At 66.7% G+C, this 24,439-nt stretch carries 20 protein-coding genes and 1 tRNA gene; 19 read left to right on the top strand and 2 right to left on the bottom strand.

All coding sequences use genetic code 11. The annotated features are described in order from the left end of the window. The first annotated feature begins 35 nt into the window (after window positions 1-35). From FHS28_RS18845 to FHS28_RS18760, 18 genes are all read left to right on the top strand, one after another. Window positions 36-2,324, top strand: a complete 2,289-nt coding sequence (locus FHS28_RS18845) for a pseudouridine synthase (protein ID WP_088454184.1) — start codon at window positions 36-38, stop codon at window positions 2,322-2,324. A gap of 151 nt (window positions 2,325-2,475) precedes the next feature. After that, complete coding sequence (ndk, locus tag FHS28_RS18840) at window positions 2,476-2,901, top strand: nucleoside-diphosphate kinase (RefSeq protein ID WP_088454185.1); 426 nt, start codon at window positions 2,476-2,478, stop codon at window positions 2,899-2,901. A 57-nt stretch (window positions 2,902-2,958) separates the two neighbouring features. Continuing rightward, a complete protein-coding gene (gene rlmN, locus FHS28_RS18835; RefSeq protein ID WP_088454186.1) occupies window positions 2,959-4,149 on the top strand; it encodes a dual-specificity RNA methyltransferase RlmN in 1,191 nt (396 codons plus the stop codon). Beyond that, the gene (pilW, locus tag FHS28_RS18830; protein WP_088454187.1) at window positions 4,146-4,967 is read left to right on the top strand and encodes a type IV pilus biogenesis/stability protein PilW; all 822 of its coding nucleotides are present in this window, start codon (window positions 4,146-4,148) and stop codon (window positions 4,965-4,967) included. Before rlmN ends, pilW begins: the two co-directional genes overlap by 4 nt. Before the next feature lie 10 nt (window positions 4,968-4,977). Then, window positions 4,978-6,096 (top strand): RodZ domain-containing protein, encoded by a 1,119-nt coding sequence (locus tag FHS28_RS18825; RefSeq protein WP_184295195.1) that lies wholly within the window; start codon window positions 4,978-4,980, stop codon window positions 6,094-6,096. Window positions 6,097-6,149: 53 nt separating this feature from the next. Further along, window positions 6,150-7,448: a flavodoxin-dependent (E)-4-hydroxy-3-methylbut-2-enyl-diphosphate synthase gene (gene ispG / locus FHS28_RS18820; protein ID WP_088454189.1), complete on the top strand. Its 1,299-nt coding sequence runs from the start codon at window positions 6,150-6,152 to the stop codon at window positions 7,446-7,448. Between the two features lie 13 nt (window positions 7,449-7,461). Beyond that, window positions 7,462-8,772, top strand: coding sequence for a histidine--tRNA ligase (gene hisS / locus FHS28_RS18815; RefSeq protein WP_088454190.1), 1,311 nt, complete (start codon window positions 7,462-7,464; stop codon window positions 8,770-8,772). Window positions 8,773-8,810: 38 nt separating this feature from the next. Continuing rightward, entirely contained in the window at window positions 8,811-9,476 is a 666-nt protein-coding gene (locus tag FHS28_RS18810) for a YfgM family protein (RefSeq protein WP_088454191.1), read from the top strand. Beyond that, a complete protein-coding gene (bamB, locus tag FHS28_RS18805; RefSeq protein ID WP_088454192.1) occupies window positions 9,473-10,612 on the top strand; it encodes an outer membrane protein assembly factor BamB in 1,140 nt (379 codons plus the stop codon). Before FHS28_RS18810 ends, bamB begins: the two co-directional genes overlap by 4 nt. A 7-nt stretch (window positions 10,613-10,619) precedes the next feature. Then, on the top strand, window positions 10,620-11,963 hold the full coding sequence (gene der, locus FHS28_RS18800) for a ribosome biogenesis GTPase Der (protein WP_088454193.1): 1,344 nt from the start codon (window positions 10,620-10,622) through the stop codon (window positions 11,961-11,963). A gap of 85 nt (window positions 11,964-12,048) precedes the next feature. Next, the gene (gene hfq / locus FHS28_RS18795) at window positions 12,049-12,291 is read left to right on the top strand and encodes an RNA chaperone Hfq (RefSeq protein ID WP_058934340.1); all 243 of its coding nucleotides are present in this window, start codon (window positions 12,049-12,051) and stop codon (window positions 12,289-12,291) included. A 132-nt stretch (window positions 12,292-12,423) separates the two neighbouring features. Continuing rightward, the gene (gene hflX, locus FHS28_RS18790; RefSeq protein WP_221194075.1) at window positions 12,424-13,707 is read left to right on the top strand and encodes a GTPase HflX; all 1,284 of its coding nucleotides are present in this window, start codon (window positions 12,424-12,426) and stop codon (window positions 13,705-13,707) included. Window positions 13,708-13,852: 145 nt separating this feature from the next. Then, the gene (hflK, locus tag FHS28_RS18785) at window positions 13,853-15,049 is read left to right on the top strand and encodes an FtsH protease activity modulator HflK (RefSeq protein ID WP_375140784.1); all 1,197 of its coding nucleotides are present in this window, start codon (window positions 13,853-13,855) and stop codon (window positions 15,047-15,049) included. A 20-nt stretch (window positions 15,050-15,069) separates the two neighbouring features. Next, window positions 15,070-15,969: a protease modulator HflC gene (hflC, locus tag FHS28_RS18780; protein WP_088454195.1), complete on the top strand. Its 900-nt coding sequence runs from the start codon at window positions 15,070-15,072 to the stop codon at window positions 15,967-15,969. 39 nt (window positions 15,970-16,008) lie between these two features. Further along, complete coding sequence (locus tag FHS28_RS18775) at window positions 16,009-16,200, top strand: DUF2065 domain-containing protein (RefSeq protein ID WP_088454196.1); 192 nt, start codon at window positions 16,009-16,011, stop codon at window positions 16,198-16,200. A 143-nt stretch (window positions 16,201-16,343) separates the two neighbouring features. Next, window positions 16,344-17,507 carry an ATP phosphoribosyltransferase regulatory subunit gene (locus FHS28_RS18770; RefSeq protein WP_088454197.1) on the top strand — a complete coding sequence of 388 codons (1,164 nt, stop codon included), beginning with the start codon at window positions 16,344-16,346 and terminating at the stop codon, window positions 17,505-17,507. Between the two features lie 32 nt (window positions 17,508-17,539). Next, window positions 17,540-18,886 (top strand): adenylosuccinate synthase, encoded by a 1,347-nt coding sequence (locus FHS28_RS18765; protein ID WP_375140783.1) that lies wholly within the window; start codon window positions 17,540-17,542, stop codon window positions 18,884-18,886. Between the two features lie 49 nt (window positions 18,887-18,935). Then, entirely contained in the window at window positions 18,936-19,457 is a 522-nt protein-coding gene (locus FHS28_RS18760) for a phosphoribosyltransferase (protein WP_088454198.1), read from the top strand. Window positions 19,458-19,902: 445 nt separating this feature from the next. On the opposite strand, the gene FHS28_RS18755 is transcribed toward FHS28_RS18760, so the two are convergent. Next, a tRNA-Leu gene (locus tag FHS28_RS18755) sits at window positions 19,903-19,987 on the bottom strand. A 299-nt stretch (window positions 19,988-20,286) separates the two neighbouring features. Here FHS28_RS18755 and rnr point away from each other — a divergent pair. Continuing rightward, window positions 20,287-22,650 carry a ribonuclease R gene (rnr, locus tag FHS28_RS18750; protein WP_246410356.1) on the top strand — a complete coding sequence of 788 codons (2,364 nt, stop codon included), beginning with the start codon at window positions 20,287-20,289 and terminating at the stop codon, window positions 22,648-22,650. A gap of 71 nt (window positions 22,651-22,721) precedes the next feature. Here the strand turns inward: rnr and FHS28_RS18745 are convergent, their stop codons facing one another. Then, the gene (locus tag FHS28_RS18745; protein WP_088454199.1) at window positions 22,722-24,437 is read right to left on the bottom strand and encodes an NAD(P)H-hydrate dehydratase; all 1,716 of its coding nucleotides are present in this window, start codon (window positions 24,435-24,437) and stop codon (window positions 22,722-22,724) included. Between the last annotated feature and the right edge of the window lie 2 nt (window positions 24,438-24,439).

Raw genomic sequence — 24,439 nt, 5'->3', positions numbered from 1 at the left:
GCCGTGTCCACCGCTGACAAGGTGCAAGCCGACACATGAATTCAAACGATATTGATGACTCCAAGCCCGACGCGCTGAACGCAGCTGCGACGGATGCGCCCCTGGACGCGCCGGCCAAGCCCAAGCGCACCCGCAAGACGGCGGCTGCGCCTGCCACGGACGACGCCGCTCCCGCGGCAGCGGCCGCGACCGAAGAGGCACCCAAGCCGCGCACACGCCGCAAGGCGGCTGCGCCGGTGGACGCCGAAGCGGCGGCCCCCGTTGTGGCAGCGGACGCACCGGCTGCGGAAGAAGAAGCCGCCGCCAAGCCCAAGCGTCGCACCCGCGCCAAGCCGGCTGCGGCCGATGAGGCGGCTCCAGCCGTGTCGATCGACGCGGCGGTCACGCCTGCCGCCGAAACGCCGCCGCTGGCCCGCACCGATGTGGCCGTTGCGGCTGCGCCGGAAGCACCGGCCGTGGCCGCTGTGTCGGCGCTTGCATCGTCCGGCCCGCGCTTCACGCTGGGCGAGGAAGTGGTGGCGGAATCCAGTGAAGGCGGTGATGCCGCTTCTGCCTCGGAAGACGGTGACGGCGACGATCGCGGTGCGCGTCAGGGTCGCAATCGCCGTGGCCGTGGTCGCAACCGCGACGGCCGTGAAGCCCGCGAGGGCGAAGACGCAGCACCGGCGTCGGCCGAACGTGCGAATGCCCAGGCCGATGCGCCCGCGGCGGACACCGCCGAGCTGCAAGCCGAGGCCCAGGCCCGCTTCAACGACCTGCTCTCCGGCGCCTTCGATGATGACGTGGAGGGCGCTGCCAATGCGGACGCCGCCGACGGCGAGGACGACGAAGATCTGGATCTGGCCGACGACCAGGACGGCGACGGCGAGGCGGATGCCCCCGCCAAGCGCGTGCTGGCGCCGGAACCCGATGCCCCGAAGCTGCAGAAGGTGCTGGCGCAAGCCGGCGTCGGCTCGCGTCGCGACATTGAAGACATGATCGCCAAGGGCCAGATCACCGTGAACGGTGAAGTGGCTCATGTCGGCCAGCGCATCTCCTACGGCGACCGCGTGGCGGTGGCCGGCAAGCCCATCAAGGTGCGCATTGCTCCCGCAGCGCCGCGCATCCTGGCCTATCACAAGCCGGTCGGCGAGGTCGTGACCTTCAACGATCCGGAAGGCCGTCCGACGGTGTTCCGCAACCTGCCGCGCCTGCCCCAGGGCAAGTGGCAGTCGGTGGGTCGTCTCGACCTGAACACCGAAGGTCTGCTGCTGTTCACCAATTCCGGTGAACTGGCCAACCAGCTGATGCACCCGCGCTTTGGCGTTGAACGTGAGTACGCGGTGCGCGTGCTGGGCTCGCTCAGCAACGAGCAGAAGAACACGCTGCTGACCGGTGTCGATGTGGATGGCCAGCAGGCCAGCTTCAAGAGCATCGTCGATGGTGGCGGTGAAGGCGTGAACCGCTGGTATCGCGTGGTGATCACCGAAGGCCGCAACCGCGAAGTCCGCAAGCTCTTCGAAACCGTGGGCCTGGCGGTCAGCCGCCTGATCCGCATCCGTTACGGCACCGTGGTGCTGCCGCGCGGCCTGCGCCGCGGCGTGTATGTGGAACTCGGCGATGCCGACGTCCGCATCATCCGCCAGCTGGCCGGCCATGTGCAGCAGGAACGTTCCGACCGCGGCGACCGGGGTGATCGCGGCGACCGGGGTGACCGGGGTGACCGCAATGCCAAGCGCCGTCGCGGCGGCGGCACGGGCGGACCGCGTCCGAGCCGTCCGGAAGCCCGCATGGAGCGTCCGGACCGCCCGATGGAGCGCATGGAGCGCCCGGAACGCGGCGACCGGCCCGACCGTGGCGATCGCAACGATCGCGGCGACCGCAATGACCGCTTCGACCGGGGCGATCGCCCCGAGCGCGCCGACCGTCCGGACCGTGGTGACCGCCAGCAGGACCCGCGCGCCCAGCAGCCGCAGCGTCCGCAGCAGGACCGGGAGCGTGACCGCGACCGTCCGCGCCGCGAAGAGGATGATGATGACTTCATCCCGCGCCACATCAATCCGCTGGAGCAGACGTTCGATCGTCGTTTTGCCACCAGCGGCAAGCGCGGCATCCCGGCCGGTTTCGGTCGCGGTGGCAGCGATCCGCAGCACAACGCAGGCGGCCGGGGCGGCAATTCCCGCGGCCCGAGCGGTGAGCGCCAGCCGGATCCGATGAAGACATCGATTGGCTATATCGGCGCTGACGCTTTCATTAACCGAAACAATCGCGGTGGTCGCCGTGGCGGCGGCGGCGGTGGTGGCGGTGGCGGCGGTGGTGGCGGCGGCGGACGCGGTCGTCGCTGATCCGGCCCGGTCTCGCGCTCTGTCCCGATCTCTGGAGCGGATGGTCCCTGAAGCATCCGCTCACCCCGATGACACCTGATGTCATCGGGGGCTTGACTTCACGCATTACAATCCCGGGCTTTGCCAAGTCCACGATTTCAAGGAAAAACATATGGCCATCGAACGCACCCTGTCCATCATCAAGCCCGATGCCGTGGCGAAGAACGTCATCGGCCAGATCTACGCCCGCTTCGAAGGCGCTGGTCTGAAGATTGTGGCCGCCAAGATGGTGCATCTGTCGCGTGGCGAGGCTGAGGCCTTCTACGCCGTGCACAAGGCACGTCCCTTCTTCAACGACCTGGTGAACTTCATGATCTCCGGCCCGGTGATGATCCAGGCGCTGGAAGGCGAAAACGCCATCCTGAAGCACCGCGACCTGATGGGTGCCACCGACCCGAAGAAGGCCGAGAAGGGCACCATCCGTGCTGACTTCGCCGACAGCATCGACGCCAACGCCGTGCACGGCTCCGACGCTGCGGAAACCGCCGCTCAGGAAGTGGCGTTCTTCTTCCCCGGCATGAACGTTTACAGCCGTTAATGGCAATTGCCTCTGGACTCTGGGCCAGGAGGCCTTAGAGAGAAAGAGGTCACCACCATGGACGCGGTCAACCTGCTCGGATTCGATCTGCAAGGCCTGGCCGCGTACTGCGATCAGCTGGGGGAAAAGCGTTTCCGCGCCACCCAGCTCTTCCGGTGGATTCACCAAAAGGGCGCCTCGGACTTCTCGCAGATGTCCGACCTGGCCAAGTCCCTCCGGGACAAGCTGGCCGGGCGCGCCCTCATCACCGGCCTGCCGGTGATCTCCGAACACGTCTCGGCCGACGGCACCATCAAGTGGTTGTTCGACGTCGGCCAGGGCAATGCGGTGGAAGCGGTCTACATCCCTGAGGACGACCGCGCCACCCTGTGCATCTCCAGCCAGGCCGGTTGCGCCGTGGGCTGCCGTTTCTGCTCCACCGGCCATCAGGGCTTCAGTCGCAATCTGGAGACCTGGGAAATCCTGGCCCAGCTCTGGCATGCCGAGCACAGCCTGCGCCGCCGCCTGAACAAGGACGAGCGCATCATCTCCAACGTGGTGATGATGGGCATGGGCGAGCCGCTGCAGAACTATGGCGCCCTGGTGCCCGCGCTGAAGGTCATGCTGGACGACCATGGCTACGGCCTGTCGCGCCGCCGCGTGACGGTCTCGACCTCGGGCGTGGTCCCGATGATCGACCGCCTGCGGGAAGACGCTCCGGTGGCGCTGGCCGTGTCCCTGCACGCCCCCACCGATCCGCTGCGCGACCAGCTCGTGCCGCTGAACCGCAAATACCCGATTGCCGAGCTGCTGGACAGCTGCAATCGTTATCTCGACGCCGCGCCGCGCGACTTCATCACCTTCGAGTACTGCATGCTCGACCATGTGAATGACTCGCCGGAGCAGGCGCGTGAGCTGATCCAGCTGCTCAAGGGCAAGGTCCCTTGCAAGATCAACCTCATTCCCTTCAATCCCTTCCCCGCGTCCGGCCTCAAGCGCAGCAGCAATGATCGGGTCAAGGCCTTTGCCGACCTGCTCATTCAGTCGGGCATCGTCACCACCGTGCGCAAGACGCGTGGCGACGATATCGACGCTGCATGCGGTCAGCTCGCGGGTGAAGTTCAGGACCGCACCCGAGCCCATCTGCGGATGGTGCGGGCGCCGGTGGTGGTGCATCGTGGCGCGGCAGGATCCGCCACGGGAGCTGCCTCGGCCCCGGGTGCGGCGCCCGGTCCTGGCTCTCAACCCCCCACCATTCCCCGCACATGACCACACTGACGCCCGGTTTCCTGCACGCCCGCCGCACGGCCCGCATTCTGTCCGTCGCGCTGATGGTGGGCGCGTTGTTGCCGGGTTGTGGCACGCCGACGGCGAACCGTCAGGAGCCCAAGACGGCCAGTGATGCGACCGATGCCGACCGCCGTGCCGCTGTGCGGATGGAACTGGCGTCCGCCTACCTGGGTCGGGGCCAGTATGAAACCGCGCTGGACGAGCTGAAGCAGGCCCAGGCGATCAAGCCGGACGTGGCCGGCGCCGTCAGCCTTCGCGCGCTGATCTACGCCGCCATGGGCGACTTCGAAGCCGCCGAGGATGTTTTCAAGAAGGGCATGAACGCCGCCCGTCCCGACGCCGACCTGATCCACAACTACGGCTGGTTCCTCTGCCAGCGTCAGCGGTACGACGAAGCCGCTCGCCAGTTCGAGGCGGCATTGGCCGTTCCGCAGTACCGCACGCCGGGCCGCACGCTGCTGGCCTGGGGCGTCTGTGATGGACGGGCCCGCAAGCTGGAGCAGGCGCAGCAGCACCTGATGAAGGCCTTCGAATACGAACCGGGCAACCCCACCGTGGCGGTGAACCTGGGCGAAGTGCTCTACCGCCAGGGCGACTTCGAACGTGCCCGTTTCTACGCCCGTCGCGTCAACAACAATCCGGAGCAGGCCAATGCTTCCAGCCTGTGGCTGGAACTGCGCATCGAGCGCAAGGCCGGCAATTCGGCGAATATGGAAGATCTGGCGAAGCAGATGCGGAACAAATATCCGCAGGCGCCGGAGACACAGGCCTTGAACAATGGTCGATTCGATGAATGAGGGACATCGCATGACATCCACGGCGGCCGACGCGGCGCCCGCGGCGCTGGACGCCGCCATCCAGTCCGAGGTGACCGCCGGTGCGGCCCTGCGCCGGGCCCGGGAAGCCCGCGGACTGCACATTGCCGCCCTGGCGGCCACGCTGAAGGTGCCGCAGTCCAAGCTGGAGGCGCTGGAGGGCGACCGCTACAAGGAGCTGCCGGACGCCACCTTCGCGCGGGCGCTGGCCCGCTCGGTGTGCCGGGCGCTGAAGATCGAGGCGGAACCGGTGCTGGCCATGCTGCCGCGCGGCGGCGGCGAAGCCTCGCTGGACCGGGTGACCCCGGGCCTGAACCAGCCTTTCCGTGAACGGGCGGCGAGCCAGGAGCCGATGGTCTCCCTGGCACTGCTCAAGAACCCGGTGCTGCTGGGCGGCGCGGCCTTGCTGGTCGCCGCCCTGGCGGTGTACCTGGTGCCGGCCAGCGTGGTGGACGACCTGACGCATCGCTTCCAGCGGGATCGCGAGAGCGCCAGCACGACCGGCACGCCCGCCAGCCCGGCCGGCACGACGACCGAGCCGGTGCAGGTGGAAGCGCCGACGGTGACCGGCACCGCGCCCGTGACGGCGGACGCCGCTTCGGCCACCCTCCCGGCCGCGGGGTCGACCACCCCTCCGGCGGCTGCGACCGCGCAGACCTCGCCCCTGACGGGCAACGCAGCCGGCACGACCTCGGGGACCTCTTTGACCACGCCGGCGACGACGACGCCCGCAGCGACTGCCACCACCCCGGCCACCAGCACGCCGACGACTCCAGCCCCGACGGTCACCACGACCGCCCCGGCCACGACCGCCACGACACCGGTCCCCAATGCGACCACCCCAGCGGCCGCCGCGAGCGCTACGCCCGCAGGCGCTGGCCTGCTGCGCGTGCGCGCCACCGGTGACACCTGGGTGGAGGTGGTGGACAGCCGCGGCCAGACGCTGTTGTCGCGCCTGCTGCGCAATGGCGAGCAGGTCGACCTGAACGGCACCGCACCTTTGAAACTGCGCGTGGGCAATGTTTCCGGCACTGAGCTGGTGTTCCGCGGCAAGTCCGTGGACCTCGCCGCTCGTGCCCGCGACAACGTGGCACGACTGGAATTGAACTGATGAGGGTGGGGGAGGGCGCTCCGCCTGCCACCCTCCAACCTGACTGCACGACCATGGACCAAGTTCGCATCGACCCTTCCCAGGACCTCAACGCCGCCGCGCCGGACGATCTGATCGTTGCGGCCGCGCCGGCAGCACGCCGCAGCCGTCAGGCCCGGGTGCGCTGGGGCGACCACGAGGTGACGATCGGTGGCGACGCGCCGGTGCGGGTGCAGTCGATGACCAACACCGACACGGTGGATGTCATCGAAACCGCCATCCAGATCAAGGAACTGGCGGTGGCCGGCTCCGAGCTGGTGCGCATCACCGTCAACACCCCCGAAGCCGCCGATGCGGTGCCCCACATCCGCGATCAGCTGGACCGCATGGGCATCCACGTCCCGCTGGTGGGTGACTTCCACTACAACGGCCACCGCCTGCTCACCGAGCATCCGGCCATGGCGCAGGCGCTCAGCAAGTACCGGATCAACCCCGGCAATGTGGGCAAGGGCGACAAGAAGGACCGTCAGTTCGCCCAGATGATCGAAGCGGCGGTGAAGTACGACAAGGTCGTGCGCATCGGCGTGAACTGGGGCAGCCTGGACCAGGAACTGCTGGCCCAGATGATGGACGACAACGCCCGCCGTGCCGACCCCTGGGACGGCAAGCAGGTGATGTACCAGGCGCTGATCCAGTCGGCGCTGAGCTCCGCCACCTATGCCCGCGAGCTGGGCATGAATCCGGACAACATCATCATCAGCTGCAAGGTCAGCGGCGTGCAGGACCTGATCTCGGTCTACCGCGCCCTGTCCCGCCGCTGCGACTACGCGCTGCACCTGGGCCTGACCGAGGCCGGCATGGGCACCAAGGGCACGGTGGCCTCCGCCGCCGCGCTGTCGGTGCTGCTGCAAGAGGGCATCGGAGACACCATCCGCGTGTCGCTGACGCCGCAGCCGGGAGAGTCCCGCACCCAGGAAGTGGTGGTGGCGCTGGAGATCCTGCAGTCGCTGGGCCTGCGCGCCTTCAACCCGAGCGTCACCGCATGCCCGGGCTGTGGTCGCACCACCAGCACCACCTTCCAGGAACTGGCCAAGCAGATCGACGACTTCCTGCGCGCCCAGATGCCCATCTGGCGCGGCAAGTATCCGGGTGTCGAGAACATGAAGGTCGCGGTGATGGGCTGCATCGTCAACGGCCCCGGCGAGAGCAAGCATGCCGACATCGGCATCAGCCTGCCGGGCACCGGCGAAGCCCCGGCCGCGCCGGTCTTCATCGACGGCCAGAAGGCGCTCACCCTGCGCGGTGAGAACATCGCCAGCGAATTCCACGCCCTGGTCGAAAACTACATCGAAAAACGTTTCGGCGGCCAGTGAGGCCGCGCCCGCAATGACAGACGTGAAGAAGCTCCCGCCCCTGCAAGCCGTCAAGGGCATGAATGACATCCTGCCGCCGGAATCGGCGCGCTGGGAATGGCTGGAAGGCCTGATGCGCGGCGTGCTGCAGCGTTATGGCTACCAGAACGTGCGCACCCCCATCGTCGAGCCGACCGCCCTGTTCGTGCGCGGCATCGGGGAGGTGACCGACATCGTCGAGAAGGAGATGTATGCCTTCGAAGACCGTGCGGACAAGAACGGCCAGGCCGAGCATCTGGCCCTGCGCCCCGAGATGACCGCGGGCGTCGTGCGCGCCATGATGGAGCACTCCTTCCTGCGCGACTCCGGTCGGCGTCTGTACTACTTTGGCCCGATGTTCCGCCGGGAGAAGCCGCAGAAGGGCCGGTACCGCCAGTTCCACCAGATGGGCGTGGAAGCGCTCGGTTTCTCCGGCCCCGACGTGGACGCCGAAGTCATCCTCATGGGCAGCCGCCTGTTGCGCGAGCTGGGCCTGAAGCAGGGCGATCACTTCGAGCTGGAGCTGAACTGCCTGGGCCAGCCGGACGAGCGCCGCGCCCACCGCGAAGCGCTGATCCAGTATCTGCAGCAGCATGAAGACCTGCTGGATGAAGACGGCAAGCGCCGCCTGCACACCAATCCGCTGCGGGTGCTGGACACGAAGAATCCGGCACTTCAGGACATGGCCAACAACGCGCCGCGTCTGCTGGACTTCCTGGGCGAAGCGTCGCTGGCTCACTTCAATGGCGTCAAGGCCATCCTGGACGCCGCCGGCGTGAGCTACCGCATCAATCCCCGCCTGGTGCGCGGCCTGGACTACTACAACCTGACCGTCTTCGAATGGGTCACCACCCGCCTCGGCTCGCAAGGCACCATCTGCGGCGGCGGCCGGTATGACTACCTGATCGAGCAGCTGGGCGGCAAGCCGTCCCCGGCGGTCGGCTTCGGCATGGGCATGGAGCGGATGCTGCTGCTGCTGGAAGAAGTCGGCACGCTGCCGGCCTCGCCTGCGCCGGACGCCTACGCCGTCATCCCGTCTGCGGACGGATTGCCCCAGGTCATGGTGGCCCTGGAAGCGCTGCGCGCCGCCGGTGTGTCCGTCGTGATGCACCCGGGGCAGGGCAGCATGAAGTCCCAGTTCAAGAAGGCGGACGGCTCCGGCGCCCGCTTCGCGCTGATCTTCGGCCAGGACGAGCTCGCCCGCGGCGAAGTGGCGGTCAAGCCGCTGCGCGCCGAAGGCGGCGAACAGGTCACCCGGTCGCTTTACCAAATCGCTGACTGGGCTGGCGAACTCCGCACCGCATAATCGCGGCTCTTGCACACTCAACCGACCCCCTCTCTCTCATGGCGTCTCATCTCGATCTCGAAGAACAGGAACAGTTGGAGCAGCTCAAGGCGTTCTGGCAGCGCTGGGGCAATCCCATTGTGTGGGTGCTGACCGTGTGCCTGCTGGGCTACGCCGGCTGGACGGGCTGGAACCTCTGGCAGCGCAACAAGGCGGCCGAGGCGTCGGTGCTGTTCACCCAGCTGGAGCAGGCGGTGAAGACGGGTGACCTCAACGCGGGTCAGGGTCTGTGGGTGCAACTGCAGAAGAATTATTCGTCCACCGCCTATGCCGCGCAGGGCGCCCTGCTGACGGCCAAGCTGCAGCTGGACAAGGGCAAGACCGATGAAGCCAGGGCCTCGCTGAACTGGGCCGCCGCCAACGCCAGCGATGAAGCCTATGCCGACGTCGCCCGCCTGCGCCTGGCCGCCATGCAGATGGACGCCAAGCAGCTGGACGAAGCGCTGAAGACGCTGGAGTCCGTCAAGGGTGCCGACTTCGCGCCGCTGGTGGCCGACCGCCGCGGCGACATCGCCCTGCTGCAGAGCAAGCCTGACCAGGCCAAGACCGAATTCAAGAAGGCCTATGACGGCATGGACAAGCAGCTGGATTACCGCCGCATGGTGGAAATGAAGCTGGCCAGCCTGGGTGTGGCCGTGGATGCCGACAAGGAGGCTGCTCAATGAGCCGCCGACTCCTTTCGCTGACCCGCGTGGCCGTGGTCATCGGCACCGCGGCGGTGCTGGGGGCCTGCTCGCTGTTCAGCAGCTCCAAGGAAGCCAAGCCGGCCCCGCTGGAAACCTTCACTCCCGCGCTGAACGTGCGGGTGGGCTGGGAAGCACGGGTCGACAGCGTCAAGTTCCCGCTCTCGATCACCGCCGTGAACAACCAGTTCGTGGTGGGTGACTCCGACGGCGTCGTGACCGCGCTGGCCGCGGACACCGGCAATGTGCTGTGGCGGGTCGAGATCGGCAAGGGCATGAATGCCGGCGTCGGCAGTGACGGCCGCTTTGCTGCTGCGGTCAACCGCGACAACGAACTCGTGGTCAACGAAGGCAGCAAGATCCTGTGGCGCAAGACCCTGACCGTGCCGGTCATCACCGCGCCATTCGTGGCCGGTGAGCGGGTGTTTGTGCTCACCCTGGACCGCATGGTGCAGGCCTATGACGCGCTGGACGGCCGCAAGCTTTGGGAATTGCGCCGCCCCGGCGAGCCGCTGACGCTGCAGCAACCAGGCGTGCTGGGCGCCTATCAGAACACGCTGCTGGTGGGGCAGGGCCCGCGCCTGGCCGGTGTCGATCCGCTGCGCGGCACGCTGCAGTGGGAAGCCACCGTCTCCAACCCACGCGGCACCAATGAGGTCGAGCGCCTGGCCGACCTGGTCGGTCCGATGGGGCGTGACAACGCCACCTTCTGCGCCCGTGCCTTCCAGTCGGCCGTCGGCTGTATCAATGCCGACCGCGGCAATGCCCTGTGGACCCGCACCGTCGGCGGCACCCGTGGCGTCAGCACCGATGCGGTGATGACCGTCGCCGCCGATGGCTCCGACCGCATCTCCGCCTGGGGCACCCCCACCGGCGATGTGATCTGGACGTCCGACCAATTCCTGAATCGCAAGCTCAGCGCGCCGCTGGTGACCGACAAAGCGGTCCTCTTCGGCGACAGCGAAGGCTATGTGCACTTCCTCTCCCGCGACAAGGGCCAGACGATTCAGCGTCTGTCCACCGACAGCTCCGGCGTGGCGGCAGCGCCCGTGCGCCTGGGCAATGTCGTGCTGATCGCCACCCGCAACGGCAAACTGTTTGCGTTGCGCCTCGATTGATTGATTGATGAAACCAGTGATTGCCCTGGTGGGCCGCCCCAATGTGGGCAAGTCCACGCTGTTCAACCGGCTGACCAAGAGCCGTGACGCCATCGTCGCGGACTTTGCCGGCCTCACCCGCGACCGCCACTACGGCGACGGCCGCCTGGGCGATCGCGATTACATCGTCGTCGATACCGGCGGCTTCGAGCCGGACAGCTCGACCGGCATCGTCAAGGAAATGGCGAAGCAGACGCGCCAGGCCGTGGCCGAGGCGGATACCGTCATCTTCGTGCTGGACGTGCGCAACGGCCTGTCCGGCCAGGACCAGGACATCGCCCGCTACCTGCGCCAGTGCAACAAGCGGGTGCTGGTGGCGGTGAACAAGGCCGAAGGCATGGCGGACTCGCCCCTGCTGGCCGAGTTCCATGAACTCGGCATGGGCGAACCCCACCCGATCTCCGCGGCGCACGGCCAGGGCATCCGCAGTCTGCTGGAAGCCGCGCTCGAAGGCTTCGAGCCGGAAGAAGAAGATCCTTTCGATGCGGAAGAGGCGGACAAGCCGCAGGTCATCCGCCTGGCGGTAGCCGGCCGTCCCAACGTCGGCAAGAGCACGCTGATCAACACCTGGCTGGGGGAAGAGCGCCTCGTGGCGTTCGACATGCCCGGCACCACGCGGGACGCCATCAGCGTCGACTTCGAGCGCAACGGCCAGAAGTTCAAGCTGATCGACACCGCCGGCCTGCGTCGCAAGGGCCGTGTCTTTGAAGCCATCGAGAAGTTCTCGGTGGTCAAGACGCTGCAGGCGATTGCCGATGCCAACGTCGTGTTGCTGCTGATCGATGCCACCCAGGGGGTGTCCGACCAGGACGCCCATATCGCCGGCTACATCCTCGAAAGCGGACGGGCGGTGGTGGTGGCCATCAACAAATGGGATGCGGTGGACAGCTATCAGCGTGAGACGCTGGAGCGGCAGATCCAGACCCGTCTGGGCTTTTTGCGCTTCGCGCCCATCCTGCACATCTCGGCGCTCAAGCGCCAGGGCCTGGGCCCGCTGTGGAAGGCGCTGGCGGACGCCTACTCATCGGCCTACCGCAAGATGACCACGCCGGTGCTGACCCGTCTCGTGCACGAGGCCGTCGAGCATCAGCAACCCAAGCGGTCGGGCACCTTCCGTCCGAAGCTGCGTTATGCCCACCAAGGGGGCATGAACCCCCCGATCGTGGTGATCCACGGCAATTCGCTGGAGCATGTCAGCGACGTCTACAAACGCTATCTCGAAGGCCGCATCCGCGATCACTACAAGCTGGTCGGGACACCGATGCGCATCGAAATGCGCTCCTCCAAGAACCCGTTTGCAGACGAAACCTGATTCACCGCCGGTCCGGGGAAACCCGGGGCTGTGATAAGGTCCGGGTTCCAACACCTTCTCCCCCTCTCACAACACGGAGCATATCGTGAGTAACAAAGGACAACTCTTGCAAGACCCCTTCCTGAACCTGCTGCGCAAGGAGCATGTGCCGGTGTCCATCTATCTGGTCAACGGCATCAAGCTGCAAGGCCATATTGAGTCCTTTGACCAATACGTGGTGCTGCTGCGCAATACGGTCACGCAGATGGTCTACAAGCATGCCATCTCGACGGTGGTGCCCGGCCGTGCCGTGAACTTCCACGCCGGCGACGGCGGCGAAGCCAACTAATTCAGGCGGCCTTCGGGCCAGTCTGATGCGGGCCTTGATTGGACGTCGTCCGCCCCCATGTAGGGTGAACATGCATCAATCGTTGCATGGGTTTTTGAACGCCGTCCGGACGAGGCCCCCCACACATCCATCTTGAACAGCCAAGATCCAACTCATCAGTCGCCGCCCCCCGAGGCGGCGCGCGCCATTTTGGTGGGCGTCGACCTGGGCCGCGGTGAGCCCTTCGATCCGACCCTCGACGAACTCGCCCTGCTGGCCGAATCCGCCGGCGACACGCCCGTGGCCCGCATCGTGGCCAAACGCAAGGCGCCTGACGCGGCGCTTTTTGTCGGGTCCGGCAAAGCCGACGAAATCAAGCTGATGGTGCAGGCGCACGGCGCCCACACCGTCCTCTTCGACCAGGCCATTTCCCCCGCCCAGCAACGCAATCTGGAGCGCCATCTGGGCGTGCCGGTGGCGGACCGCACCGCGCTCATCCTGGAAATCTTCGCCGCACGGGCGCAGAGCTTCGAGGGCAAGCTGCAGGTGGAGCTGGCGCGTCTGCAATACCTGGCCACCCGCCTGGTGCGGCGCTGGAGCCACCTGGAGCGTCAGAGCGGCGGCATTGGCATGCGCGGCGGCCCTGGCGAGCGTCAGATCGAGCTGGACCGTCGGATGATCGACGACCGGATCAAGACCATCAAGGAGCGGCTGAAGAAGGTCGAGCGCCAGCGCAGCACCCAGCGCCGCGCCCGCGCCCGCAATGGCGTGTTCCGCGTCTCGCTGGTGGGCTACACCAACGCGGGCAAGAGCACGCTCTTCAATGCGCTGACCAAGGCCCGCACCTACGCCGCCAACCAGCTCTTCGCCACGCTGGACACCACGACCCGTTCGCTCTACCTCGAAGAGGCGGGCAGCAGCGTCTCCCTGTCCGACACCGTGGGCTTCATCCGCGATCTGCCGCACAAGCTGGTGGAGGCTTTCAAGGCCACGCTGCAGGAAGCCGCCGATGCCGATCTGCTGCTGCATGTGGTGGACGCGGCCAGCCCGGTGCTGACCGAGCAGATGGAAGAAGTGGAGCGGGTGCTGGCCGAAATCGGCGCGCAGCACATTCCGCAGATCCTGGTCTACAACAAGCTGGATCTGCTGGAACCGACCCAGCGTCCGCGCGAGCTGCAGGACTGGCTGCCCCGCCTGGGCGGCGAGCATGGGGGGCAGCGTCTGCCCCGCATCTTCGTCAGCGCCGCGGGCGGCGAAGGGCTGGACCTGCTGCGTGCGCGAATCGCTTCGCTGATGCAGGCGGCCCCCGTGGCCGAGCGCGATCCTTCCGTACCCGAAAACTGGGATGCCGATTTCAAGAGCGACGAGCTTCCGCAAGACCTGACCCAGGATCTCCCCGCACCGAAGGACGCTTCAGGGCATGATCCAGGGGAATGACGGCTGGGATGCCCGATACTTGCAACAAGACTTCCTCACCAGGATGCGTATGAACCAACACAACAGCATGCCCGCCGGCCACGGCCGGACGCCCCAGGGAGGCTCCCGCATCGGAGGGCGCCTGCGCCAGTGGGTGGGGCTGTGGATGAGCAACGGCCGCAATGAAGGCCCGCCGGATCTGGACGAGCTGTGGCGCGACTTCAACCGCAAGCTCTCCCGCCTGTTCGGCGGCCGCGGCGGCAATGACGGCAACAACGGCAACAGCGGCGGCGGTGGCAACAACCTGCAGCCGGACATGCGCGGTGCCGGCATCGGCGTTGGCCTGGTGATCGGTGTGGTGCTGCTCGGCTGGCTGGCCAGCGGCGTCTTCATCGTCCAGGAAGGTCAGCAGGGCGTGATCACCTCGTTCGGCAAGTACAGCCGCACGGTGGACGCCGGCATCCAGTACCGCCTGCCGTATCCGTTCCAGGCGCATGAGGTGGTGTCCTTCACCCAGCTGCAGTCGAAGGAAATCGGCCACAGCCAGGGCACGTCCGGCGGCTTGAAGGACTCGTCCATGCTGACGCAGGACGAGAACATCGTGGACATCCGCTTCACGGTGCAATACCGCCTGAAGGATTCGCGCGAGTTCCTCTTCGAGAACGTGGACGCCGACCAGGCGGTGGTGCAGGCCTCCGAGTCCGCCGTGCGGGAGATCGTCGGCCGCAGCAGCATGGATTCAGTGCTGTACGAGCAGCGCGACGCCATCGCGGTGGACCTGAGCAAGTCCATCCAGGCGCAGCTGGACCGTCTGAAGACCGGCATCCAGATCGTCAGCGTCAACGTCAACGGCGTGCAACCGCCGGAGCCGGTGCAGGCCGCCTTCGACGATGCCTTCCGCGCCAATTCGGACCGCGAGCGCCTGAAGAACGAAGGCGAAGCCTACGCCAACAAGGTCATCCCGACGGCCCAGGGCCAGGCGGCCCGCGTGCGTGAAGAAGCCGAAGCCTATCGGGCCAAGGTGGTCTCCACCGCCGAGGGTGATGCCGATCGTTTCCGCAGCGTGCTGACCGAATACCAGAAGGCCCCGGGCGTGACCCGCGACCGTCTCTATATCGACGCCATGCGCGACATCTACTCCAACGTCACCAAGGTGATGGTGGACAGCCGCAACAACTCCAACCTGCTGTATTTGCCGCTGGACAAGCTGGTCCAGCAGCAGGGCGCGGGGAACTCCAGCGTCACCAGCAGCGCGCCGAGCGCGGTGACCCCGCAGGATCCGACCACCAGTGGCAGCACCATGCTCACGCCGGACAACCGCTCGCGGGACAACCTGCGCAGCCGTGACCGCGACAGCCGCTGATCGAAGGGGAGACTCAGACAATGAACCGCATCGTTTCCGTCGTCCTCGGCCTGCTGATCCTCTTCATGGTGGCCAGTTCCACCCTGTTCGTGGTGGATCAGCGTCAGTTTGCCGTCGTCTATTCGCTGGGTGAGATCAAGGAAGTGGTCACCGAGCCGGGCCTGAAGTTCAAGCTGCCGCCCCCGCTGCAGAACGTGATCTTCCTGGACCGCCGCATCCAGACCCTGGACAGCCCCGACACCCGTCCCATCTTCACCGCTGAAAAGAAGAGCCTGGTCATCGACTGGCTGGTGAAGTGGCGCATCGTGGATGCCAAGCAGTTCATCCGCAACAGCGGCACCTCCATGCGCAACCTGGACAACCGGCTCAGCCCGATCGTGCAGGCCGCGCTGAACGAGGAAGTGACCCGCCGCACCGTCCGGGCCGTCCTGGCCACCGAGCGCGAAAAGGTCATGACCGATGTGCGCAAGCGCCTGGAAGAAGAAGCCCGGCAGTTCGGCATCGAAATCGTGGACGTGCGCGTCAAGCGCGTGGACTTCTCGCCGACCATCACCGAAGCCGTCTACAACCGCATGAAGTCGGAACGCATCCGCGTGGCCAATGAACTGCGTGCCACCGGCGGTGCCGAAGGCGAAAAGATCAAGGCGGATGCTGACAAGCAGCAGGACATCATCCTGGCCGAGGCCTATCGCGACGCGCAGAAGATCATGGGTGAAGGTGATGCCAAGGCGTCGGCCCTGTATGCCGAGGCCTTCGGCAGGGACCCCAACTTCGCCCAGTTCTATCGGTCGCTGGAGGCCTACCGCGCGTCGTTCCGCAAGAAGAGCGACATGATCGTGGTGGACCCCTCGTCTGACTTCTTCAAGGCGATGCGGGGCGCCGGCGGCGGCAACGCCCCGGCCGCTTCCCCCAAGAAATAAGCAGCACACACAGGCGCCGAAAGGCGCCTGTCTCGTTTCATGGACGGCTCGACCTGGTTGGCGGCGGTGGCCCTGCTCCTGGTGGCAGAAGGGCTGATGCCTTTGCTCCATCCTTCCGCCTGGCGGGAGATGTTCACCCGCCTGCTGGCGATGAGCGACGGTCAATTGCGCTTCATCGGTCTCGCGAGCGTCGGATGCGGACTGGTGCTGCTGGCCTGGGCGGCCAGCTAGGCACCGCCACGGCCCCAAACGTGGCGAATTACCGCCGTCGGCATACCGGCCGACGGGGTGGGGGACCCTTGCTCGTGCGTTCAGCAGCGCCGGCGACGCGCGACCCCGGTACAATGCCGTTTTTAACCCCTCCCTGAACGTCCATGGCCTCTGCTTGGCTGCTGCCCGAGCACATTGCTGACGTCCTGCCCTCCCAGGCCCGCCGCATCGAAGAACTGCGTCGCGACCTGCTGGATATGGCCCGGACCTACGGTTGCGAGCTGGTGATGCCTCCCATGTTGGAGCACCTGGACTCGCTGCTGTCGGGTACCGGCCAGGCACTGGACCTGATGACCTTCAAGCTGGTGGACCAGCTCTCCGGCCGTAGTCTCGGCCTGCGGGCGGACACCACGCCGCAGGTGGCACGCATCGATGCCCATCTGCTGAACCGCGAAGGCGTGACCCGGCTGTGCTACTGCGGCCCGGTGCTGCACACCCGCGCGGAAGGTCTCACCGCCACCCGTGAACCGCTGCAGTTCGGCGTCGAGATCTACGGCCATGCCGGCCTGGAAGCCGACCTGGAAGTGCAGGAGCTCGCGCTGGATGCGCTGCATCGTGCCGGCCTGACCGACTTCACCCTGGACCTGGGCGACGCCCGCCTCGTGCGCGGCGTGCTGGGCGACCATCGCCTGAGCGAGGAACGCCTCGCGGTCCTGGTCGAGGCGATGGGGGCCAAGGATGCCGGCGGTGTCGCCTCCTTCGCCGGGGAACTGCCGGCGTCGGTGATCGACGGCCTGCAGACCCTGCTGGGTCTGTATGGCGACGTCGGGCTGCTGGCCCAGGCTCGCGAACGCCTGCCCCGTCACCCGCTCATCACCGCGGCGCTCGACGATCTGGACTGGCTGGTGCGCCACCTGCGCGCCACCCATCCGGAACTGCGCATCGGCCTGGACCTGGCCGACCTGCCCGGATATGCCTACTACAGCGGCGTGCGTTTCGCGCTGTACGCCCAGGGCTGCAGCGATGCCGTCCTGCGGGGCGGCCGTTATGACGAAGTGGGGGCCGTCTTCGGCCGTCGTCGTCCGGCGGTCGGCTTCAGTCTGGACCTCAAGACCCTCGTGGGCCTGATTCCCGCCACCCAGCTCCGGGCGGCGGTGCGGGCGCCCTGGGGCGTGGCGCCGGACCTGCGCGCCGCGGTGCGCCGCCTGCGGGAGCAGGGCGAGACCGTGGTGTGTGTGCTGCCCGGCCACGAGCACGAAAACGACGAATTCGAATGCGACCGCGAGCTGGTGAACACCAGCGGTCAATGGGTGCTGCGAGCGCTGTAAGCCTCGCCCCCGCCAACAACCTCTTTGATCGGATGAACAACATGCAAAGCACTGAGATCGCGCGCGGCCGCAACGTGGTGGTCGTCGGCACCCAGTGGGGTGACGAGGGCAAGGGCAAGGTCGTGGACTGGCTGACCGATCACGCCGAAGGCGTGGTGCGTTTCCAGGGCGGCCACAACGCCGGCCACACGCTGGTGATCAAGGGCGTGAAGACGGCGCTGCAGCTGATCCCCTCGGGCATCATGCGCGACGGCGTCGCCTGCTATATCGGCAACGGTGTGGTGCTGGACCCGACCCACCTGCTGTCTGAGATCGAGCGCCTGGAAAAGGCCGGTGTCGAAGTGCGTTCGCGCCTGTTCATCAGCGAGTCCTGCCCGCTGATCCTGCCCTTCCACGTCGAAGTGGACCGTGCCCGTGAAGCGCTGCGTGAAAGCAGCGGCAGCGGCAAGATCGGCACCACCGGCAAGGGCATCGGCCCCGCGTATGAAGACAAGGTGGCCCGCCGTGCCCTGCGCGTGCAGGACCTGAAGCATCCGGAGCGTTTCGCCAAGAAGCTGAAAGAACTGCTGGACCTGCACAACGTGGCGCTGTCCGGTTATCTGAATTCGAAGCCGCTGGACTTCCAGCCGATCTTCGACCACGCCATGTCCCTGGCGCCGCAGATCAAGCCGATGATGGCGGACGTGGGCTACATGCTCCACAAGGCGCATCAGGCCGGCCACAACATCCTGTTCGAAGGTGCACAAGGCACGCTGCTGGACATCGACCACGGCACCTATCCGTATGTCACCTCCAGCAACTGCGTGGCTGGCAATGCCGCCGCTGGTGCGGGGGTGGGTCCGCAGATGCTGCATTACATGCTGGGCATCACCAAGGCCTATGCCACCCGCGTGGGTTCGGGTCCGTTCCCGACCGAGCTGGACTGGGAGAACCCGGGCACCGTCGGCCACCACCTGTCCACCGTCGGTCAGGAGCGCGGCACCGTCACCGGCCGTGCCCGTCGCTGCGGCTGGCTGGATGCGGCTGCGCTCAAGCGCTCCATCATCATCAACGGCATCACGGGCCTGTGCCTGACCAAGCTGGATGTGCTGGACGGCCTGAAGGAAGTGAACATGTGCGTGGGCTACGAGCTGCACGGCGAGCGCATCGACATCCTGCCGCTGGATGCCGACGACATCCTGGCCTGCAAGCCCATCTATGAAGTGTTCCCGGGCTGGACCGAGAGCACCTTCGGCGTGACCTCCTGGGATGCGCTGCCGGCCAATGCCCGCTCCTACCTGAAGCGTGTGGAAGAGGTGATCGGTGCGCCGATCGCCATGGTGTCCACCGGTCCGGATCGGGACCACACCATCCTGCTGCAGCACCCGTTCAAGGCCTGATGGCCGTTTTGTTGACCCCTACCTGTTTCTTTCCTGAGGAGCCTTCCCCATGTTGACCGACGACGGCAAGCATCTGTATGTGTCGTGGGATGAATACCACTTGCTGATCGAACGCCTGGCATTGAAGGTGCACGCCTCGGGCTGGGAATTCGATCAGATCCTGTGTCTGGCCCGTGGCGGCATGCGTCCGGGCGATGTGCTGTCGCGCGTGTTCGACAAGCCGCTGGGCATCATGTCCACCAGCTCGTACCGCGCGGAAGCCGGGACGATCCAGGGGCGCCTGGATATTGCCAAGTACATCACCATGCCCAAGGGCGAGCTGGCAGGCCGTGTGCTGCTGGTGGATGATCTGGCGGATTCGGGTGTGACGCTGAAGGCGGTGGTGGAGCGTCTGCGCGGCATGCCGGCGATTCAGGAACTGCGCTCGGCAGTGATCTGGACGAAGAATGTGTCGACGTATACGCCGGACTATTACGTTGAACTGCTGACCACGAGCCCGTGGATTCATCAGCCGTTCGAGGACTACGATTCGCTGCGTCCGGACGCCTTGGCCAAGAAATTCGCGATTTAAGGCTCCGCCCCCTACCGGCTGACGCCGGCCCCCGGGGTTGGCTCCTCCCCCTACCGGCTGACGCCGGCCCCCCCACCGGGGGGCGAGCGTGGCGGACTGGCAAAGCCAGATCCGCGCGCTCCGCTGGAAGGGCGGCGGCGCTGCGCGCGCCTAAAGATGGGGCGCGGTGCAGTGATTCGCTGCGTATGCCGTCGAGTTGATGCGCTTTGCTGGCGCCGCATGGAGGCGGGCACGCGAACGAAGAAAAGCGACCTGTGGGTCGCTTTTTTGTTGGGCGGGCTAAAAGGGTGGGTGAGGCAAGCGGAGAGGACTCGGTCACGCAAGCGCGACGCCGGTTTTGGCCGTGCGGTCAAAACCATTCGGGTCCTCCCGTGAAGTCCACGGGACTTCACTTGCTGGGCGCAAAATGAAAAAAGGGTCAGCGCATGCTGACCCTTTTTGAATTTGGTGCCCAGGAGAGGACTCGAACCTCCACGGAGTTACCCGCTAGTACCTGAAACTAGTGCGTCTACCAATTCCGCCACCTGGGCAAGGTCCCCACCTCAGTAACACCGTCCATCTCAGTCGAGTCGATCTAATCTCAATCGACTCATCAACAGATGAACCCGCACCGGGTCAGGCATCAAAAGCACAATCTCATTCAAAAGCCTGCTGCACTCTAGAACGGACCTCAGTCATGAATCAGTCATGGCCAACTCGTGGCGTCATGCTTGAACCTAAGGTATCCTAGTCACCAAGCTCTCGAGAAGCGCTTTTGCGTTTCAGGAAAGACAAGGATCATACTATCAAAAACTTCAAGAACGCAAGCTCGCAATCGCCAAATCAATTGATGGGCGAAGTCGAAGGGACAGTACAAGGCCATCGCGATGGCCACGGGTTCCTGATGCCGGATGACGGCCAGCCCGATGTCTACCTGTCCTCCCAGGAAATGCATGCCGTGATGCACGGCGACCGACTGCGCGTGCGCGTGGTGCGCTTCGACAAGCGCAACCGCCCCGAAGGCCGCGTGCTCGAAATCCTGGAGCGTCGCAAGAAGCCCATCATCGGCCGCCTCCTGCTGGAGTCCGGCATCTGGCTCGTCGCCCCGGAAGACAAACGCTACGGGCAGGACATCCTCGTCCCCAAAAACGCGATTGCCAACGCCACCGCCGGCCAGATCGTCGCCGTCGAACTGACCGAACCACCGTCCCTCTACTCCCAACCCGTCGGTCGCGTGACCGAGGTGCTGGGCGAGATCGACGACCCCGGCATGGAAATCGAGATCGCGGTCCGCAAGTACGAGGTGCCCCACGCCTTCAGCGCCGACACGCTCGCCCAGGCCGCCAAGCTGCCCGACAAGGTCCGGGCCGTCGACATGAAGAATCGCGTCGACCTGCGCGACGTGGCCCTGGTCACCATCGACGGGGAAGACGCCCGCGACTTCGACGACGCCGTCTACTGCGAACCCCACAAGCAAGGCCGCGGCAAGAATGCCTTCAAGGGCTGGCGCCTGCTGGTCGCCATCGCCGACGTGAGCCACTACGTGAAGCCCGGCGAAGCGCTGGACCGCGACGCCTACGAACGCGCCACCTCCGTCTACTTCCCCCGCCGCGTCATCCCGATGCTGCCGGAGAAGCTCTCCAACGGCCTGTGCTCGCTCAATCCGGACCAGGACCGCCTGTCCATGGTCTGCGACATGCTCGTGGATGAAGCCGGTGAGGTGCAGGCCTACCAGTTCTTCCCCGCAGTCATCAATTCCCATGCACGGCTGACCTATACCGAGGTCGCCGCCATCCTGGGCAATACCCACGGTCCCGAAGCCGCCAAGCGCAGCGACCTGGTGCCGCATCTGCTGCATCTGCATGAGGTCTACCGCGCACTGCTGTCCCAGCGCGCCAAGCGCGGCGCGGTGGATTTCGAGACCACCGAAACCCAGATCGTCTGCGACGACAACGGCCGCATCGAGAAGATCGTGCCGCGCACCCGCAACGAAGCGCACCGCCTGATCGAAGAAGCCATGCTGGCCGCCAACGTCTGCGCCGCCGACTTCATCGCCGGTGGCAAGCATTCGTCGCTGTTCCGCGTGCACGAAGGCCCGACCCCCGAGAAGCGCACCGCCCTGCAGGCCTACCTGCGGGCACTGGGCATCGGCATGGGCATCAGCGACGATCCAGCCCCCGGCGAATACCAGGCCATCGCCCAGGCGACCAAGGAACGTCCGGACGCAACGCAGATCCACACCATGCTGCTTCGCTCGATGCAGCAGGCGATCTACACGCCCGCCAACTCCGGCCACTTCGGGCTGGCCTATCAGGCCTACACCCACTTCACCAGCCCGATCCGCCGCTACCCGGATCTGCTGGTGCACCGGGTGATCAAGGCGCTGCTGGCCAACAAGAAGTACACGCTGGACGCGCACAAGATGGAAGCGGCCAAGCCGCTGCCCAAGCGCCCCGGCCGGCCGACCAAGACCCTCAACCCCGCCACCGCCTCGACCGAGGCCGAACGCTGGGAAATCGTCGGCGCCCATTGCAGCGCCAACGAACGCCGGGCAGACGAAGCCTCGCGCGATGTGGAAGCCTGGCTGAAGTGCCGCTTCATGCGCGACCACCTGGGCGAAGAGTTCAGCGGTACGGTCAGCGCGGTGACGACCTTCGGCCTCTTTGTGCAGCTCGATGCGCTGTATGTGGAAGGACTGGTCCACATCACCGAACTGGGCGGCGAATACTTCAAGTTCGACGAAGTGCGGCAGGAGCTGCGCGGCGAACGCACCGGCATCCGCTACGCCACCGGTGCGCGGGTGCAGGTGCAGGTCAGCCGCGTGGATCTGGACGGTCGCAAGATCGATTTCCGCCTGGTGCGCGAGCAGGACGAAGCCAGGCTGCTGCAGCGCGCGATGCGCGACAAGCACGGCGACAACCGGCGGCAGGATCGCCGCAGCGGCAAGCGCGGTGCGCCCAAGCCGCTGCCTGAGGTCGTGAGCGCGCCGGAAGTCGGCTCGGAGACGATGTCGGCGGTGGAGCAGCTCGAACGCATCGAGAAGGTCGATCGTGCACTGAAGGCAGAGCGCCGGACGGCGGAGCGTGCTGCCAAAACGGTGGCGGCGCATCCGGTCAAGGCGGCGAAGCGGACGGCCCGCGGCGCGAAGCGTCCAGCGGCCAAGGTGGCGAATGCGTCCGCTCCCACGAAGGCGCCGCGGAAGACGCGGACCTGACGAGCTTGAGCTGAACTGGCGGATGACGTCCACCTCAGGCGCGCCTGAGGTGCTGCAACAAGCCGGCCCCTTCAATCCCGATGCAGTGCTGCCATGGCCTCGATGAGGTCGCCCGCGCGCAGCGGGCCTTTGTGATGCTGCGCCGCTGCGCCGTGCCACAGCACGGCGGTACGCGCCACCTCGTGCGGATCGGCGTCGCGGGCTTGCGCCCAGAGGCCTCCCGTCCAGCCGGCCAGCACGTCACCTGTGCCTGCAGTGGCGAGCGCGGCTGAGCCGGTGCTGTTGATGTCGGGCAAGTGGCCCGGCGACGCGATCACGCTGCCGGAGCCCTTGAGCACCACGGTGCAGTCAAATTTTTCCGCGAGGGCGCGGGCGGAGGCCAGGCGATCCGCCTGCACCGCCGCCACGCCCGACAGGCCCAGCAGGCGCGACGCCTCCAAGGGATGGGGCGTGAGCACCGTTTGCAGGCCATGGGACCGGCGCGCGGCAAGGCGCCGTGACAAACCTTCATCCTGGGCCACCAGATTGAGTCCATCGGCATCCAGCACCAGATGCCGCGCATCGTGCAGCACCGCATCCAGCCAGGGCAGCAGGGCCGTCCCGCCGCCGCAGCCCGCCACCACGACCGGCTCGCGCCAGGCATGAGGCTCGTGCCATCGATCCTTCGGCCAATGCATCAGCTCCGGTCGCGCCGGCCAGGGTTGTCCGTCGTCCTCGGGCAGCGCGGCATACACGCGGCCTGCGCCGGCGCTCAGTGCGGCGGTGGCGGCCAGCCACGCAGCGCCGCGCATGCCCGGCGCGCCGCCGAGCACCGCCACATCGCCTTGCCGCCCCTTGTGGCTGGTGGTGCCGCGCGGGTGGGCGCGATGCCAGTGGGTCAGTGCGTCGAGGCCGATGAAGCGGGCCGCCAGGCGTGCAGCCGCGCTGGCAGGAGAGTGGTCGGCTCGGTCGGTGGGGGCGGTGGGGTGAGGCGTGGTGGGGCCGCTGGCGTCCGCAGAGGCAACGCCAAGATCGTCGAACCAAATTCGGCCGGCGTAGGCGCGACCTTCCCCGGTCAGCAGGCCCGGCTTGAGCGTGAGCAGCGTGAGCGTGTGGTCCGCGCGGATGGTGTCGTCGCCGCAAGCCTGTCCGGTGTCGCCGTGCAGTCCGCTGGGCAGGTCGATCGAGAGGGTGGGGGCCGGATGCGCATTGGCGATGCGGATCGCCGTGGCGATGTCGCCTTCAGGCGGGCGGTGGGCACCCAGCCCGAGCAGACCGTCGATCCAGAGATCAATCGGCGTGGATGCGGACGCCAGGGTCACAGCCGACGTCGTATTGAATGCCGCCGCTGCTGACGAGGTGGGGCTTGATTCGGAAGTGCCTTCTTTCGCAGGCGCAGTGTCCTGCTTTGAGGGCAACCCTGACGCGGGCCGCGCTCGAGTGACCGCCGGCGGCGGTCCGGCATGCACCGTCAGCCCCGCATCCAGGGCGGACTGCAGCGCGTGCGCTGCATCGCTGCCTTCGGGCGGTGCCGACCCGATCCGATAGATCTGCAGCGTCCACCCCCGCGCTGCCAGCCAGCGGGCCGCGATCAGCGCATCGCCCCCGTTGTTCCCCGGCCCGGCCAGCACCACGGCATGACGTCCATGGGGCACCAGCGCCAGCGCCAGTCGGGCCACCGCCGCGCCGGCCTGCTCGATCAGCTGATGGGCCGGGCGTTGCCTCAAGGCGTCTTGCTCCAGGGCGCGGCTGGCCGCAATGTCGTGGACCGGCCAACTGGCCTCTTGGGGGGGAAGCAAGGCGCGCATGC

The sequence above is a fragment of the Roseateles terrae genome (assembly GCF_014192155.1).
In the GTDB taxonomy this organism is placed as follows: domain Bacteria; phylum Pseudomonadota; class Gammaproteobacteria; order Burkholderiales; family Burkholderiaceae_C; genus Roseateles; species Roseateles terrae.
This window is presented reverse-complemented; position numbering and strand designations above follow the sequence as displayed.